A 17,012-nucleotide genomic window follows, 5' to 3' on the forward strand; every position below is an offset into this window, starting at 1 on the left:
TCGCGCGTCGCTGCGCGATGCCTTCCGCCGCCAATGTCCCCGTGATGCACCGGCCCGTTATGCGCTCCCGGCGCAACGGGCCTTTCGCCGCTCCCGGCGGCTCATGCCGGGGCCACCGGCGCCGTCAGCGCGCTTTATGCCGGGATATCTGTCGCGGCCAGCGCTGTGATGTATAGGGCATCGGCGCCGCTGTGGGTTTAGTGGAAGGTGGTACAGCAGACAGAGAAGCGGCTAATCATTGTGCAATGTAAAAGGCACCGCGACAGGTCAGTCATACATGCAAATATACATGCAGTCGGCAGCGGGTAATTATCAGTCATACATCATGCAATGCTGCCAGCATTCACATAGTCAGCGGTCATATAGCCAGTATGTCATGCCGTCGGCAATTACAGTCATGCAACCATAGAACCACGTAGCCGGGCATAAACCCGCCACAGTGAGAGTAGGTAGCTGGCCGCGAATCTTAGCTAAACTAAGCCAAGCTAGTCTAAGTTAACCCAAAATTAATACCGATATTTTTCCCGGTACGTGCATATTACTTACTACCAAAAACGCTATTTTACCCACAGACGATGGTGTTGACGTGGTGCCGGCATAGAGTGCGCCGGCAGCGCGCATCTTGGCTGGATAGCCGCCGGGAGCGGCGAAAGCTAAGGGCCGCGCCGGGAGCGCGTCCCGTGCGGTCCCAAAGCCGGGATGCGTGATGCCGGGAACCGCGCAGCGGCGCACGATCTGCCGGGCGCGCGGAGGTCAAGGAGGCCGTCGCGGTACGGCCTCTTTGTCGCTTGCCGGCACCCGGCAATACCTATGAGCACCACACGCACGGCAAGCGAAACCCTCGCCGAGGCGACATAAACCCTGCCACAAGGCAAGCCAAGACACAGTAAGCAAAACCCGCGCCGAGGCGACATAAACCCTGCCACAAGGCAAACCAAGGCACAGCAAACAAAACCCTCACCGAGACCACTTAACCCCTGACGCCCCCTTTACCTTTTATTTATCCTGAAACCTTTTGTAGCGCATCGGTTACAAATAGTCGCAAATCTGCGCTTGTGTTTCTTTTCCTCGTAATGATAATCAATATCGTTTTAATTGACGTTTCTTTACTTTTTCTCGCCCCCAAAAGCATCGAGGTGATGGGTATGTTTGTGCCTTTTCTGATTATGCTGCGTGAGGGTCTCGAGGCGGCGCTGATCGTGAGCCTTATCGCCGGCTATCTGAAAAAGACCGGCCGCGGCCGCTGGCTAAAAGCGGTGTGGGTGGGCGTGCTAAGCGCGGCGCTGTTGTGCCTGGCGGTGGGTGTCGTCATTAACGAAACTACCGGCGAGTTTCCGCAAAAGCAACAGGAGCTGTTCGAGGGCATCGTGGCGGTGCTGGCGGTCCTCATCCTTACCTGGATGGTGTTCTGGATGCGCAAGATGTCCCGCTCGATTAAAGCCCAGCTGGAAAGCGCCGTCGATCAGGCGCTCAGCAATGCCCGCGGGCAGGGCTGGGCGCTGGTGGGCATGGTGTTTTTTGCCGTGGCCCGCGAGGGGTTGGAATCGGTGTTTTTTTTGCTGGCGGCGTTTCAGCAGGACGTAGGCATCGAGGCTCCCATCGGCGCGGTGTTGGGATTGGCCTGCGCCATCGTCTTGGGGATGCTGATGTATTACGGCGGCATCCGCCTGCGCATGGAGAAATTTTTCAAATGGACCAGCCTGTTTATTCTGTTTGTGGCCGCGGGGCTGGCGGCCGGGGCAATTCGCGCTTTCCACGAAGCGGGATTATGGAATGGTTTCCAGGCAATCGCATTTGATTTCAGCGCCACCCTGTCCACCCAATCGTTGTTCGGCACCTTGCTTGAGGGGCTGCTGGGTTATCAGGAAGCGCCCACCGTCAGTGAAGTGGCCGTGTATTTGTTATACCTGGTGCCGGCCCTGGTGATGTTTTTCCTGCCTGCGCGGGGCAACCGGACGACACGTGTCGCCGGATAAAATCCATTAAATTGTTCCACTATTCAGGGTAAAAAAAATGTCCAATATGCAACGCTTCCGTCGCCGCATTCTTCCTGCCGCCTTACTGGTGGCGCCGGTGCTATCGGCATGGGGCTGGCCCGCGCTGGCGGCCGATATTCCCCAGGTCAAGATTACCGTTAACGATAAGCAGTGCGATCCGATGGCGCTGACCGTTAAACCGGGCAAAACGCAGTTTATTATTCATAACGCCAGCCAGAAAGGGCTGGAGTGGGAAATCCTCAAGGGCGTGATGGTGGTCGAGGAGCGCGAGAACGTGGCGCCGGGCTTTACCCAGAAGATGACCGCCACCCTGGAGCCGGGGGAATACGATATGACCTGCGGCCTGCTGAGCAATCCGAAGGGCAAGCTGACGGTTTCGGCGGACGGCGGCGCGGGCGCGGCGAAACCGGATGCCATGGCGCTGGTGGGGCCGATTGCCGATTATAAAGTCTATGTGCTGCAACAGGTCGGCGAGCTTGTCTCCCATACCAAGACCTTTACCGATGCGGTGAAAAAAGGCGATCTGGCCACCGCGCAGAAGCTGTTTGCCCCCACCCGCGTGTATTACGAGCGTATCGAGCCTATCGCCGAACTGTTCTCGGATCTGGACGGCAGTATTGATGCCCGCGAAGATGATTTCGAGCAGAAATCCGCCGACCCGAAATTCACCGGTTTCCACCGGCTGGAAAAAATCCTCTTCAGCGATAAAACCACGGCCGGCACCGCCCCGTTTGCCGATCAATTGTATAAAGATACCCAGGATCTGCAAAAACGCATCGGCGACCTGACCTTCCCGCCGAGTAAAGTGGTCGGCGGCGCCGCCGGACTGATTGAGGAAGTGGCCTCCAGTAAGATCAGCGGCGAGGAAGACCGTTACAGCCGTACCGATCTTTCCGATTTCCAGGCCAATATCGACGGATCGCAAAAAATCGTCAACCTGCTGCGCCCGCTGCTGCAAAAAGCCGATGCGCCGCTGCTGGCGAAAATTGACGGTAACTTTGCCAAGGTGGATAACGTCCTGATGAAATACCGTAATAAAGACGGCTTTGCGTCTTATGACAAGCTGACCGATGCCGATCGCACCGCGCTCAAAGGCCCGATCACCGCCCTGGCGGAAGATCTGGCGCTGCTGCGCGGCGTGCTGGGGCTGGAGTAGGGTTGAGCGCCTGATGAGTGCTGATAAAGATAAAAACAGCGGTAAGGCGGCGTCGCCATCACGGCGCCGCTGGCTGAAGGGGCTTGGCGCCCTCGGCGGCGCCCTGGCGTTGCGCGGCGCGGCGGCGGCGCCGGCTCCTGCTCCCGATGAGCATTCCCCCGGCACCTTGTCACCCGACGAGCGCTGGCAGCGCCAGCCGTTTTACGGACCCCGGCAGGCCGGCATCACCACGCCGCAGCAGGCGGCCATGATGCTGGTGGCGTTTGACGTGCTGGCCGGAGATAAGGACGATCTGCGGCGGTTGTTTCGCGTGCTGACCGAGAGGATTGCATTTTTAACCACCGGCGGGCAGGCGCCGGCGGTGGATGATAAATTGCCGCCGATGGACTCCGGCATTCTGGGCGAGCATATCGCCCCGGATAACCTGACCATCACGGTGGCGGTGGGCGACTCGTTGTTTGACGATCGTTTCGGCCTCGCCGCGCTGAAACCCCGGCGGCTGCAAAAGATGACGCGTTTTGCCAACGATGCGCTGGACGCTGATTTATGCCATGGCGATCTGCTGTTGCAAATTTGCGCCAACGGCAGCGACACGGTGATTCATGCGCTGCGGGATATCATTAAACATACCCCGGATCTGCTGAGCGTGCGCTGGAAGCGCGAAGGCTTTATTTCCGCCAGCGCGGCGCGCAGCCGGGGCAAGGAGACACCGATTAATTTGCTGGGCTTCAAGGACGGCACCGGCAATCCGGATACCCGCGACCCCGGCCTGATGGATCGGGTGATCTGGGTCGGCGCCGGTACGGATGAACCCGCCTGGGCGGTAAACGGCAGTTACCAGGCGGTGCGCATTATCCGCTTTCACGTCGAGTCCTGGGATCGTACGCCGCTGCATGAGCAGCAGACCATCTTCGGCCGTGATAAGCGCACCGGCGCGCCGCTGGGCATGGCCAATGAACATGACGTGCCCGACTACAGCCGCGATCCGCAGGGCAAGGTCATCCCGCTCGATGCCCATATGCGCCTGGCCAATCCCCGTACGCCCGCCACCCAAGGCAACCTGATGCTGCGCCGGGGCTATAGCTATTCCCTGGGCGTTTCCCGCTCCGGCCAGCTGGATATGGGATTGTTGTTCGTCTGCTTCCAGCAGGATCTGGAGCAGGGGTTTCTCGCCGTGCAGCGCAGGCTTAACGGCGAGGCGCTGGAAGAATACATCCAGCCCATCGGCGGGGGCTACTTTTTTGCCCTGCCGGGGGTCGAGCGCCAGGACGGCTATCTGGCGCAGTCGCTGCTGGCATAACACCGGCGGTTTTCCCCCTTCTGCCGCTTTGCCGGCGCGACTGCCCTGCGCCGGCGTGCATGTCGATTTTCCTGTGAACCGCCGTCCCCTTTACCCGCCGCGACGGCGGGAGCGCATCCTATCCTTCCTCCCGTGGCATTTTTTTGTTCGCAAAATGTAAATAATAAGCTCAGTTAAAGTTATGCAAATGCATAAAAAACAGTTGTGCTGCGGCGTTTAACGCGGTACATATAGGCCGAAAAGAGATCTGTCTCTCATTTCAAAGTTATCTATGCTGTTTTTATGAACATATTGACTGCTAATGTCACGCTAATATTATAGTATTGTGATAAAATTGTTACTAAGTAGTTTAATCGTCTGGGGACGTGGAGTGACAAATCTACAGTTATCCGTGGTGCATCGTTTGCCACAATATTACCGCTGGCTGAATGGGTTTAGCGGCATCAAAGTCGAACCGATATCCGCCGGTGATTGCGACGATAACGACCTGATTGGCCTGACGCTGTTAAGCCATGAAGGCGATACGGCGTGGGAAGTGATGCGGGAACTGGCGCGTTCCCTGGTGGAAATCCAGGTCACCTGCTCGGTGCTGGAATGCGAAGGGCAGCCTTGCCTGTTTTTGCACCGTGACGATGAATGCACCGGCCTGTGCCGGCTGAAAAACATGGGCGTGGCCATCGCCGAGCCCGCGTCGGCATCGTACTATTCTTAAGACCAGTACCCGGGCGCGCCGCGCTTACCCGGCCGCCAGCAGCAACTGGCGGGTATACTCCGCTGAGGGCGCGTCGAACACCTGCCGGCAGGCGCCCTGTTCCACGACTTCACCTTCCCGCAGTACCATCACCTGATGACACATTGCCCGCACCACCTGCAGATCGTGGCTGATAAACAGGTAGGTCAGCTGGTGTTTTTCCTGCAGTGACTTCAGCAATTGCAGGATCTGCGCCTGCACCGATCTGTCCAGCGACGAGGTGGGTTCATCGAGGATTACCACGTCCGGCTGCAAAATCAGCGCCCGGGCGATGGCGATGCGCTGGCGCTGCCCGCCGGAAAATTCGTCGGGGTAGCGATGGCGGGTGTCGGGATCGAGCCCCACTTCGCTTAGCGCGGCAATCACCCGCCGGTCCTGTTCCTGCGCCGAAAAATGATGATGCACGCGCAGCCCCTCCACCACGATTTGCGCCACCGTCAGCCGGGGATTCAGCGCCGAGTTCGGGTCCTGGAACACCACCTGGATACGGCGGCGCAGCGGCAGCATGCCGCGCCGGTTAAACTGATGCAGCGGCTGGCCGTCAAACCAGATCTCGCCGTCGGATTTCAGCAACCGCAGCACCGCCAGCGCCGTGGTGCTTTTGCCTGAGCCGGATTCGCCCACCAAGCCCAGGCTTTCGCCGCGCCGCAGGCTAAATGACACCCCGCGCACGGCGCTTTTTTGTCCCGCCTGGCGGCGAAACAGACCCTGGCGCCCGGAAAAGGTCACGCCCAGATTAGCGACCCGCAGCAACGCCGGCGCCCCCGGCGGCACCGGCAGCGGCTCGCCTCCCGGCTCCGCCGCCAGCAGACGGCGGGTGTAAGGGTGTTGCGGCGCGCTGAACAGGGCGTCGCGGTCGCTGATTTCCACGCATTTGCCCTCCTGCATCACCGCCACGTTGTCCGCCAGACGGCGCACGATATTCAGGTTATGGGTGATAAACAGCAGCGCCATGCCCATCTCCCGGCGCAGGTCGGTCAGCAATGCCAGGATCTGCGCCTGTACCGTTACGTCCAGCGCGGTGGTCGGCTCGTCGGCAATCAGCAGTTTGGGCCGGGTGAGCAGGGCCATGGCGATCATCACCCGCTGGCGTTCGCCGCCGGAGAGCTGGTGGGGGAAATCCCGCAGCCGGGATTTGGCCTGGCGGATACCCACCCGATCGAGGCTGGCCAGCACTTCGGCGCGGGCTTCGGCGCCGCGCATGTCCCGATGCAGCGCCAGCACCTCCAGCAGCTGTTTTTCCACGCTGTGCAGCGGGTTGAGCGACGACATCGGTTCCTGGAAGATCATGGCGATGTCATTGCCGCGCACGCGCCTGAGCGTTGCGTCTGGGGCATGCAGCAGGCTCTTGCCCGCGAACAGGATATCGCCGTGGGGGTAGCACACCTGCGGCTGGGGCAGCAGGCGCAGGACCGACAGGGCGGTGACGCTTTTGCCCGAGCCGGATTCGCCCACCAGCGCCAGCGTTTCGCCGGCGTTAAGCGCCAGCGTCACCTTATCCACCACCTGCCGGGTTTGATTGCCCTGGCGAAAGGCGACGCTCAGTTCCTTGATTTCTAACAATGGCGTGGTCATAGGTTAATGCGCCTTGCTGGGGTCAAAGGCGTCGCGCACCGCTTCGCCGATAAAAATCAGTAATGACAGCACCAGGGCCAGCGTAACAAAAGCGGTAATGCCGAGCCACGGCGCCTGGAGGTTGTTTTTGCCTTCCAGCAACAGATTGCCCAGGGACGGCGAGCCGATGGGCAGGCCGAAACCGAGAAAATCCAGCGAGGTCAGGGTGGTAATGGACCCGCACAGGATAAAGGGCAAAAAGGTCAGCGTCGCCACCATGGCGTTGGGCAGCATATGGCGCAGCATGATCATCCGATCGCTGACCCCCATGGCCTGGGCGGCGCGGATATAGTCGAAATTACGGGCGCGCAGGAATTCGGCGCGCACCACGCCCACCAGGCCCATCCAGCCGAACAGCACGGTAATGGCCAGCAGCCACCCGAAGTCCGGCGGCACGACGCTTGATAATAAAATAATCAAAAACAGCGTCGGCATGCCGGACCAGACCTCGATAAAGCGCTGTCCCCACAGGTCCAGCCGGCCGCCATAATAGCCCTGGCTGGCGCCGACGATAATGCCGATAACGCTTGAAAGCAGGGTCAGCGCCAGGCCGAACAGCATCGACAGCCGGAAGCCATACAATAAGTTGGCCAGCACATCCTTGCCGGTGCTGTCGGTACCCAGCCAGTTCTGCCGGCTTGGCGGCGACGGGAAGGGCCGGGCGGTGGCGAAGTTAATGGTGCGGTAGTCATAGCGTACCGGCGCCCATATCGCCCAGCCGTGCGCGGCCAACCGCCCGGCGATATAGGGATCGCGGTAATCGGTCCTGGTCGCCAGCTCGCCGCCGAAGGTGGTCTCGCTGTAGTTAAACAGCAGCGGCGAATAAAATTGTCCCTGGTAGCGCACCAGCAGGGGCTTGTCGTTGGCCACCAGCTCCGAGGCGAGGCTCAGGATAAACAGCAGCAGAAATAGCCATAACGACCAGTAGCCCCGGCGGTTGCGGCGAAAACGCGCCCAGCGCGCCTGGTTGACGGAACTCAGTCTCATTGGCGGCCCTCGAAATCAATGCGCGGGTCGACCAGCGTATAGGTCATATCGCTGAGGATATTGAGCAGCAGGCCGATCAGGGTAAAGATATATAACGTGCCGAACATGACCGGGTAATCCCGTTGCAGGGTGGCGTCGTACCCCAGCAGCCCCAGGCCGTTAAGGGAAAACATCACCTCAATCAGCAGCGAACCGGTAAAAAACATGCTGATAAAGGTGGCGGGGAAACCGGCTATCACCAGCAGCATGGCGTTGCGAAACACATGGCGGTAGAGGATCTGGTTTTCCGTCAGCCCCTTGGCGCGCGCGGTGGTGACGTATTGCTTGCGGATCTCGTCCAGGAACGCGTTTTTAGTCAACATGGTCAGGGTGGCGAATCCGCCAATCACCGTGGCCAGCACCGGCAGCGTGATATGCCAAAGATAATCGGTGATTTTTTTATACCACGGCAGGCTATCGAAATGGCTCGAGACCAGACCGCGCAACGGGAACCAGTCCAGATAGCTGCCGCCGGCGAACAGCACAATCAGCAGTATGGCGAACAAGAAGGCCGGGATCGCGTAGCCGATGATGATAAGCGTGCTGCTCCAGACGTCGAAGGCGCTGCCGCTGCGCACCGCTTTTTTGATGCCGAGCGGGATCGACACCAGATAGATGATAAGCGTGCTCCACAAGCCGAGGGTAATGGAGACCGGCATGCTTTCCCTGATCAAATGCATTACCGTGGCGCCGCGAAACAGGCTGTCGCCAAAATCAAAGCGCACATAGTTCCACAGCATGGTGAAATAGCGCTCATGCAGCGGTTTATCGAAGCCGTAGCGCCGGGTAATCTCCGCAATCACCTCCGGATCCAGGCCCCGGGCGCCGCGGTACTGGCTGTCGCCAATCTGGCCGCCGTGCAGCGTTTGCACGCGGGCGGCGGGGTCGCTGTGCCCGGCGCTGAAGCCGCTTTGCTGGCCCATCTCAATGGCGGCGATGGCCTGATCCACCGGTCCGCCGGGGGCAATTTGCACGATAAAGAAGTTCAGGGTAATGATGGCCCAAAGCGTCGGGATCACCAGCAATAAACGGCGTAACAAATAGGTTAGCAAGCGGCTCCTCCCTTAGAGCTTTGTCGATAGTCAGACGCAGGACGCACCGGGCGGCCGCGGCCGGCGTCAGCGTCGTTCCGCGGGCAGCCTGGCCGCCCGGTTGACATCATACCACCAGGTATCGAAACCCAGCGCATAGGTGGGTTTAACGGCCGGCATGGCGAATTTATCCCAATAGGCCAGACGGGTCTGGTGGGAAAACCACTGGGGAATCATAAAATAATTCCAGGTAAGCACCCGGTCCAGCGCCCGCCCCAGGGGCAGCAGCGCTTTTTCGTCGCCCTGGTGGCGCACGATTTCGTTGATCAGGCGGTCAACCGCCGGATCCTTGACGCCGGGGCGGTTATAGCTGGATTCCACATAGGCGCTGCCCCACAGGATTTGCAAATCGCCGCTGGGGTAGGGGAAGGCGGCATAGCTTGACGGCATCATATCAAAATCACGTTTGCGCAGACGGTTGGTAAACTGCGCGCTGTCCACCTGACGCAGCGTCATCTGTATGCCCAGGCGCTGCAGGTTGTGCTGGAAGGGCAGGATGTAATTGCTGCTATTGCTGCCGCTCATCAGCATCATTTCAAAGGCAAACGGCTTGCCGGTTTTGACGTTGACCAATTGTTGGTCCTTTAATTCCCAGCCGGCCTGCTTTAACAGCCCAAGCGCCTTAAGCAGGTTTTTGCGGTCATAACCGCTGCCGTCCGATACCGGCGGCTGGTAGCGTTCGGTAAACACCTCCGGCGGCACCTGGCCTTTCAGGGGCGCCAGCACCGCCAGTTCGTCCACGCCGGGATAGTCCCGCGCCGCATAGTCGGTATTGATGAAATAGCTGTCGACCCGCTGGTACCCCTGGTAAAACAGCGCCTTGTTCATCCATTCAAAATCAAACGCCAGCGTCAGCGCCTCGCGCACCCGCCGGTCGGCGAACAGCGGGCGCTGGATATTAAATGCCAGCCAGGGCGTTGCGACCGGCGCATCGTTGGGTATTTCCTGCTTGATGATATAGCCGCGTTCCACGTTGCCGCCGTGGTACTGCGTGGCCCACAGCTTGGGCGAGCTTTCGATGCGCAAATCAAACGCGCCGGCTTTAAACGCTTCCAGCGCCACGTTGTCGTCCAGGTAATAATCATAACGGATGCTGTCAAAATTATTACGGCCGCGGTTGACCGGCAGGTTGGCCGCCCAATAATCGCGGACACGCGAGTAGGTGACATACTGCCCGGTACGCCAGGACGTAATGCGGTAAGGCCCGCTGGCCGGCGGCGGCGAGGTCAGCGGGTCGCCGAGTTTGTGATGCTGCCAATAGCTTTCCGGCATAATCGGCAAGGTCAGCAGGCCCAGCAGCATCTCTTTATCGGGTTTGGGAAACTCGTAGCGTACCGTGAGCGGCGCGATGGCTTTTACCGTGACGCCTTTGTAATAAATACGAAATTGCGGCACCCCTTCGGTCATGAATTTGCCGAAGGTGAAGGCCACGTCCCGGGCGGTGATGGGCTGATGGTTGTGATACTGCGCCTGGGGATTGATGGACACCTCCATCCAGGAAAAATCGCTGGGATAGCGCGCCGATTCCGCCACCAGGGGATAATAGCTGCCCATCTCATCGTCCGAGGTGATAAATAAACCGTCATAGAGCTGGTCGGTGCGCATCGCCGCCGAGCCGCGCAGGGCAAAACGGTTAAAATTGTCAAAGGTGCCGATGGCCGCCAGGGTTATGGCGCCGCCCTTGGGCGCGGCGGGGTTGACGTAATCAAAATGGCTGAAGTCGCTGGGGTATTTCGGTTGGCCCAATAGCGCAAAAGCGTAGCTTTCATTAATAGTGTCAATAGTGTCGGCGCGCGGGCCGAGGCAGACGACGCTGAGAATCAGCGCAATCCAAACACGTGGAAACATCAGGTTACGCTCCTGGGATAACACCAAATAGTATTGAAAGGGCAAGCCGCTGAAGGCTGTCTATTATACTAATGCCTAAAACAATGCCATTAACGGTTTTTTTGCCATTAATGTCAAAATTATCAATCAGATTATTAAGCCATACACCCTTTAATCAGGAGGACGACGGTGCGCAAGTCCATTGCTACCCTATCCATGGCCGGCAGCCTGCCGGAAAAGCTTGAGGCCATCGCCCGGGCGGGGTTTGACGCCGTGGAACTGTTTGACGACGATCTGCAACGCTTCCCCGGTACCGCGCGCGACGTTAAACGGCTGCTCGACGCGCTCGATCTTGAGGCGGTGCTGCTGCAGCCGCTGCGCAACGCCGACGGGGCGCCCGCGGCCGGCCGCGCCGGCGTGCTGGCCGAGGCCGGGCGCATGTTTGACGCCATGGCAGAACTGGGATGCCGGCAATTGCTGGTATGCAGTTCGGTGGACCAGGATGCCCTGGCGGACGAAGAGGCGCAAAACGGCGATCTGCTGCGCCTGGCCGAGTTGGCGCAGCGTTATGGCTGCGCCATCTGTTATGAGGCCCTGGCTTGGGGGCGCCATGTGCATCATTACCGCCAGGCCTGGGAGCGGGTCAGCACCGTCGCCATGCCCAACCTGGGCCTGGCGCTGGACAGCTTTCATATCCTGGCCCTGGCGGATAACCTCGACGGCCTGGCGCACATCCCGGCGGAAAAAATCTTTTACGTGCAGATGGCCGATGCCGCGCCGCGCCCGCGGCCGTCGCAGCCGGTAGACGCCTGGAGCCGGCATCATCGCTGTTTTCCGGGCCAGGGCATCCTGGATGTCGCCGGTTTTGCGCGCCAAGTGGCGGCGGCAGGGTACCGGGGCATCTGGTCGCTGGAAATTTTCAGCGACCGGTATCAGCGGGAAACGCCGCAGCGCATCGCCGCCGAGGGGTTTGCCTCGCTGGCGTGGCTGGAACGGGAGATAACGGCGCGCCGGCCGTAATTAGCGCGGCCGCGGGCATGGGATGTTGCGCCCATATATTGCCTTAACTGATATATTATCGTGCTTAATAATTAGCCGATATGGCGCAATCGCGGGCGGGCTGGCCGCCGTTAGCATAACGGCAAACGGACAAATGACGCGGATTATAATAATTAATATGTTGATAACATGCAGGCAAATATGTTAAGGAGCTGGGAATATAGCGGCGAGAATAGTGATGAGCTTCGAAGAATATGTATTAAGCAAAAAAACAGATATACAAATCTTTAATAATGGTCAAAAAAAAACCGCCCGGGCAGGCGGCTTTTATCTCGTTCGGCATTCAGGACATTTAAATAATAACCGTTAATTATCAGGAGTTGCTGTTGCCGCGCATTGCCGTGGTCATCTGCCCCTTGGCGCCGCCGGTTAATACCCGCCGTGCTTCCCGATAACGCTTGTTCCAGTAGGTTTCCGATAGGCTGGAAATGGTGACGCCGCTGGTGGTGGATGCGTGGACAAACTGATCGTTGCCCAGGTAAATCCCCATATGGCGCCCGGTGGAACCGGCATGGAACACGACCAGATCTCCTGGACGCAGCTTGGTGCGCTGGATTTTAGCGCCCATACCCTGCTGCTCGCTGCTTGAGCGCGGCAATTCCAGGCCAAACTGTTCATGGAACGTTTGCTGTACAAAAGCCGAACAATCTATACCACGTTTAGAGCTGCCGCCCAGGCGATACCGAACGCCTTTCCATACGGCATATTGATCCATAATTTTCGTCTTCACATCGACATTACGGACCATATCTTCGAATTGATCCTGAGAGGCTTGCAGTAAAAAATCACTTTTATCGTTGACTGCATGCATCTCAGCTGTTTGTTGACTGCCATGAGAACTACAGGCGGAAAGCATAACTGCCGCCGCCACTGCGGGGATTAACCGCAGCACATATCTCAAAATAGGTTGAGATTTGACCATTATAAGTGTTATCCCTTAAAGTCCTTAGCGACGGTGCCGCTATAAAATACCGAGCGAATCGAGAATAATGCGCAAATACTGATTGACCAACCGTTATTCCTGCATTGTGTGGTATTACTCACACATTTTTATTAGCGGGAAAATATCAGTGTATAAGTACAGCGAATTCGAGGGTACCGTAATGAATAAGGGAAAGCGAGGATTTTTATCGACTATTTTATAACTTTTGGTGATGTGAAATAGTATTAAATTAAACGTTAAGAATTGGATCAAAAAGCCCCGCCGTTTGCCGGGAATGGCGGCGGGCGGGCATTGTCGCCGCCCGGGGGCCGGCGATCCCGCAACCTTCCCGTAACGTGGCGACCGCCGGACGCCGTCACAGGCCGCCCCCGCTATAATTAATTCCTATTGATATCGCCGGTCGCGCACGCCCGGCAAGCGCTGGTTAAACCAGCTCACCGCATTATCGCTGGCATCCGTCATCAGCCACCAACTCAGGCCGACCAGCACCACCGACAGCGATCCCACCGCGATATCGCTGAACCAGTGCGCGCCAATCATCACCCGGGGCAGGGAGAACAGCACCACGATAGCCATGCCGCAGGCAAACGCCCGGCCGCCGAAATAGCGCAGCATATAGGCGGCAAAAATCATCAGCATCATGCCGTGGTCGCCCGGAAAGCTATCCATGGAAGCGTCCTTGGTGGGAATGCGGCTAAATTGCGACACGCGCACCACGCCGTCCTCATTTTGGAAAAACAGCGTCGGGCTGGGGCGGCTGACCGGCAGCAGGTGCCCCAGCTGGTTAAGCACCAGCGCCGAAAGCAGCATGACGATGCCGAGGCTTATCAATTGATAGCGCCGATCCGGCGGGGTGCGCAACAGGTAGTGGAGGTAAAGCAGGCCCATCGCCAGCAGGGAGGTGATATCGAACGCGCGATAGTTGGTGACGGCCAGGAATACGGCATAACTATGGCTACTGGCGGCGATATGATTAAAAAACAGGAAGATCGCCGTATCCAGTCGCGACCAGAATCCGTGGTGCGAAGGCAGGTACCATGAGACAAAAAGCGCGATGCCCAGGATATTGAGCAAAATAACGGCAGGTAAGCGACGCATGACTCAGCACCTATAAAACAAGTGACTAAATTAAGGTGATTATAGTATTCCTGCTAATTTAAACGAATCTTCAACAAAGCCGTTTGCAGCGCGTTCCAATCCGCCGGGGCGGGATTGATCAATTCAATCCGGCTGTCGGGCGGCGGTGCGGGCAGAGTCTCGATGCGCAAGTCCTGGCCCTGGCGGTTGACCTGCAGGGTGCCTTCGGGGATGCGTACCACGGCCTTGACCCGTTCCACCGGCGCCAGCCGCGCCCACTCCAGCAGGCCGATGGTATCGAAGGTGGTGGCGCCGTCAAAAATCCAGCCGCAGGACTGGTAGCCCTGGCCCTGGTTCAGCGCACGCCGCCAGCCGGTATTGCCCGGCAGCCGCAGCGCCGCGAGTCCCGCCTTGGGCGCCGGGGGGGCGTGATGGTGGGCGCCGTCGGGCAGTTCGCGCGCGTTCAGGCGCGGCAGGTCCAGCAATGACAGCGGCACCCGGCCCTGGACGGCGTCGACTATTTGGCGTCCATCGCCGTGCCCGGCGGCCCACTCGTCCAGCAGCACGCGATCCTGCGGCTGGTAGCTGTCCTGCTTGTTGGCGATAATGACATCGGCGGCGGCCAGCTGGTCGCGGAAGTTTTCATTGTCGCGGTAACGTGCGTCGCCGAGCTGGCGCGCGTCCAGCAGGCACAGGGTGGCGCGCAGGGTCAGCCAGTTTTCATATACCGGCGAGGTGAGCAAAGAGAGGATTTGTTTGGGATGGCCAAGCCCGGTCGGCTCGATCAGCAGCCGATCGGGGGTGTTGCGCTGCAACAGGGTATTTAATCCCACCTGCATGGGCAGGCCGTTGACGCAGCACATGCAGCCGCCGGGAATTTCCTTGAGCACTGCGCCGCTGTCGGCCAGGAGCGCGCCGTCGACGCCAATCTCGCCAAATTCATTCACCAGGACCGCCCAGCGTTCGCCGGCCGGTTTTTGCGCCAGCAGATGCAAGAGGGTAGTGGTTTTACCGCTGCCGAGAAAACCGGTAATCAGGGTGGTGCGGGCGGTCATGGTCGTCCCCGGGCGGCCGGGGAGAGGGCGGCGGCCACCGTCGCTTTGGCGCCGTCCCGCGCCAGCGCGAGATAAGCCGCGGTGACGGCGGCGGCAAAGGCGGGGCTGGCGGACAGATCCGCGCCGAATACCGAACGCAGCGCCAACAGCGCCAGCACCCGCGGCTCGCCGTCGGGGCTGTGGCCGACGATGCGCCGCAGCTCGTCGCTGAGCGGATCGCGGATATCAATAGGCGCGCCGAGATCGTCGCGGCCGCCCACATAACGCATCCAGCCTGCGATGCCCAGCGCCAGCAGGGGATAGCCGTCGCCGTGGGCGATATGCCAGCGCACCGGGTCCAGCATGCGCTGCGGCAGCTTTTGCGTGCCGTCCATGGCAATCTGCCAGGTGCGGTGTTTCAGCGCCGGATTGGCGAAGCGCGCCAGCAACTGCGCGGCGTAGGCGGCGAGGTCCACTTCCCCGGCGCCCAGGCGCAGGGTGGGCGCCTGTTCCTGCGCCATCATCGCGGCCACGGCGGCGTGGTAGCCCGGGTCCGCCATGCAGTCGCTGATATGCTGGTAGCCGGCCAGATAGCCGAGCCAGGCCAGAAAGGAATGGCTGCCGTTCAGCATGCGCAGCTTCATTTCTTCATACGGCGCGACGTCGGGGACAAACTGCGCGCCCGCCGCCTGCCAGTCCGGCCGGCCGGCAACAAAATTATCCTCGATAACCCATTGGATAAAGGGTTCGCAGGCGATGGCGCAGGGGTCCGCCACGCCGATAAGGGCGGCAATCTCAGCCAGCGTTTCTTCCGTGGCGGCGGGCACGATACGGTCGACCATGGTGGCCGGAAACGACACCTGTTCCCCGATCCATGCCGCCAGCAGCGGATCCCTGGCCTGGGCCAGGCCCAGCACCGCCCGCCTGAGCACCTGGCCGTTGCCGGGAATATTGTCGCACGACAGCAGGGTCAGCGGCGCGAGGCCGCGCGCATAGCGCAGGCGCAGCGCCTCCACCAGAATGCCCGGCACGGTGCCAGGCGCCCCGGGATGCAGGATATCCGCCTGGACGCGCGGATTGGCGCGGTCCAGCTCGCCGCTGTCCGGCTCGATGCAATAGCCTTTTTCGGTAATGGTCAGCGAGACGACGGCCACCTGCGGCTCGGCCAGCTTTTCCAGCACCGCCGCGATGCCGACCTCTGCCGCGATAACCGACTCGCGGACCGCGCCGATAACGTGCGCCTGCCTGCCGGCGCCGTCTTTTTCCAGCACGGTAAACAGATGATCCTGGGCGCGCAGCGCCTGCAATAAACCGGCGCTGTGCAGGCTGACCTCGCAGATGCCCCAATCGCCGCCAACGGCGTTAAGCGCCCGATCGGTCATTACCGCCTGATGGGCCCGGTGAAACGCGCCGAAACCGATATGTACGATGCGGCTCTTAAGCAGGCCGCGATCGTAGCCGGGCTGTTGCACCCCGGCGGGAAGGTGATGCGAGGCAAGGGTCGCCATGATGATGCACCCCGTCTGGCCGTTGGCCTGGAAATGGTTAGTCGGCGCGGCTCATATAGCGACGTTCCGCCACGTGAATACGGATCTTTTCGCCGCTGTTCAGGTATTCCGGCACCGAGACGGTCAGGCCGGTGCTCATCAGCGCCGGCTTGGTGCGGGCGCTGGCCGACGCGCCTTTGATGCCGGGCGTGGTTTCGATAATCTCCAGATCCACCGTTTGCGGCAATTCCAGCGCCAGCACCTGGCCTTCCAGGGTCAGCACCTGCATGCCGGGGATGCCGCCTTCGGGGATAAACAGCAGTTCGTCTTCTATCTGGTCTTTCTTGAACAGGTACGGGGTATAGTCCTCGTCGTCCATAAAGACATATTCTTCGCCGTCGATATAGGAAAACGTCACCGAGCGGCGCACCAGGTTGATGGTCTCGAGGATATCGTCGCCCTTAAAGCGCTCTTCCACCTTCAGGCCGGTGCGGACGTCGGAAAACCGCATCTTATACAGCGTACTGGCCCCGCGCGCGCTTGGGCTCTGGATATCAATGTCTTTTACCAGCAGGAGTTTGCCGTTGTAATTTACCGCCATGCCGCGCTTAATTTCGTTTGCTCTAGCCATCAAAGTGGACCTGTATAAT

General features: G+C 59.7%; 14 protein-coding genes. 5 read left to right on the forward strand and 9 right to left on the reverse strand.

Annotation, left to right across the window (positions count from 1 at the left end):
* The first annotated feature begins 1,145 nt into the window (after positions 1–1,145).
* The 4 genes from efeU to ACL2XN_RS26115 all read left to right on the forward strand — a co-directional run bounded on the left by efeU (position 1,146) and on the right by ACL2XN_RS26115 (position 5,165).
* On the forward strand, positions 1,146–1,976 hold the full coding sequence (gene efeU / locus ACL2XN_RS26100; protein WP_410014289.1) for an iron uptake transporter permease EfeU: 831 nt from the start codon (positions 1,146–1,148) through the stop codon (positions 1,974–1,976).
* A 37-nt stretch (positions 1,977–2,013) separates the two neighbouring features.
* Positions 2,014–3,153 carry an iron uptake system protein EfeO gene (gene efeO / locus ACL2XN_RS26105; protein ID WP_413723292.1) on the forward strand — a complete coding sequence of 380 codons (1,140 nt, stop codon included), beginning with the start codon at positions 2,014–2,016 and terminating at the stop codon, positions 3,151–3,153.
* Positions 3,154–3,166: 13 nt separating this feature from the next.
* Positions 3,167–4,453 carry an iron uptake transporter deferrochelatase/peroxidase subunit gene (gene efeB / locus ACL2XN_RS26110; protein ID WP_410014291.1) on the forward strand — a complete coding sequence of 429 codons (1,287 nt, stop codon included), beginning with the start codon at positions 3,167–3,169 and terminating at the stop codon, positions 4,451–4,453.
* A 370-nt stretch (positions 4,454–4,823) separates the two neighbouring features.
* A complete protein-coding gene (locus tag ACL2XN_RS26115; protein WP_410014292.1) occupies positions 4,824–5,165 on the forward strand; it encodes a YejG family protein in 342 nt (113 codons plus the stop codon).
* A gap of 24 nt (positions 5,166–5,189) precedes the next feature.
* Here ACL2XN_RS26115 and yejF read toward each other — a convergent pair whose 3' ends face one another.
* From yejF to ACL2XN_RS26135, 4 genes are all read right to left on the reverse strand, one after another.
* Complete coding sequence (gene yejF / locus ACL2XN_RS26120; protein ID WP_413729767.1) at positions 5,190–6,779, reverse strand: microcin C ABC transporter ATP-binding protein YejF; 1,590 nt, start codon at positions 6,777–6,779, stop codon at positions 5,190–5,192.
* Positions 6,780–6,782: 3 nt separating this feature from the next.
* Positions 6,783–7,805 carry an ABC transporter permease gene (locus tag ACL2XN_RS26125; RefSeq protein ID WP_410014294.1) on the reverse strand — a complete coding sequence of 341 codons (1,023 nt, stop codon included), beginning with the start codon at positions 7,803–7,805 and terminating at the stop codon, positions 6,783–6,785.
* Complete coding sequence (locus tag ACL2XN_RS26130) at positions 7,802–8,896, reverse strand: microcin C ABC transporter permease YejB (RefSeq protein ID WP_410014295.1); 1,095 nt, start codon at positions 8,894–8,896, stop codon at positions 7,802–7,804. The genes ACL2XN_RS26125 and ACL2XN_RS26130 overlap by 4 nt, the downstream gene beginning before the upstream one ends.
* 66 nt (positions 8,897–8,962) lie before the next feature.
* Positions 8,963–10,783 carry an extracellular solute-binding protein gene (locus ACL2XN_RS26135; RefSeq protein WP_410014296.1) on the reverse strand — a complete coding sequence of 607 codons (1,821 nt, stop codon included), beginning with the start codon at positions 10,781–10,783 and terminating at the stop codon, positions 8,963–8,965.
* 168 nt (positions 10,784–10,951) lie between these two features.
* Here ACL2XN_RS26135 and ACL2XN_RS26140 point away from each other — a divergent pair, with 168 nt between their 5' ends.
* On the forward strand, positions 10,952–11,782 hold the full coding sequence (locus ACL2XN_RS26140; RefSeq protein ID WP_410014297.1) for a sugar phosphate isomerase/epimerase family protein: 831 nt from the start codon (positions 10,952–10,954) through the stop codon (positions 11,780–11,782).
* 352 nt (positions 11,783–12,134) lie between these two features.
* On the opposite strand, the gene mepS is transcribed toward ACL2XN_RS26140, so the two are convergent.
* The 5 genes from mepS to yeiP form a co-directional block, all read right to left on the reverse strand.
* Complete coding sequence (gene mepS / locus ACL2XN_RS26145; RefSeq protein WP_410014298.1) at positions 12,135–12,743, reverse strand: bifunctional murein DD-endopeptidase/murein LD-carboxypeptidase; 609 nt, start codon at positions 12,741–12,743, stop codon at positions 12,135–12,137.
* Between the two features lie 405 nt (positions 12,744–13,148).
* Complete coding sequence (locus ACL2XN_RS26150) at positions 13,149–13,862, reverse strand: phosphatase PAP2 family protein (RefSeq protein ID WP_413729768.1); 714 nt, start codon at positions 13,860–13,862, stop codon at positions 13,149–13,151.
* 53 nt (positions 13,863–13,915) lie between these two features.
* Positions 13,916–14,896: a CobW family GTP-binding protein gene (locus tag ACL2XN_RS26155; protein ID WP_410014300.1), complete on the reverse strand. Its 981-nt coding sequence runs from the start codon at positions 14,894–14,896 to the stop codon at positions 13,916–13,918.
* Positions 14,893–16,383: a mannitol dehydrogenase family protein gene (locus tag ACL2XN_RS26160; protein ID WP_413729769.1), complete on the reverse strand. Its 1,491-nt coding sequence runs from the start codon at positions 16,381–16,383 to the stop codon at positions 14,893–14,895. Before ACL2XN_RS26160 ends, ACL2XN_RS26155 begins: the two co-directional genes overlap by 4 nt.
* Positions 16,384–16,420: 37 nt before the next feature.
* The gene (gene yeiP / locus ACL2XN_RS26165; protein WP_410014302.1) at positions 16,421–16,993 is read right to left on the reverse strand and encodes an elongation factor P-like protein YeiP; all 573 of its coding nucleotides are present in this window, start codon (positions 16,991–16,993) and stop codon (positions 16,421–16,423) included.
* Positions 16,994–17,012: the final 19 nt, after the last annotated feature.

The organism is Sodalis sp. RH22 (assembly GCF_047324165.1).
GTDB lineage: Bacteria > Pseudomonadota > Gammaproteobacteria > Enterobacterales > Enterobacteriaceae > Acerihabitans.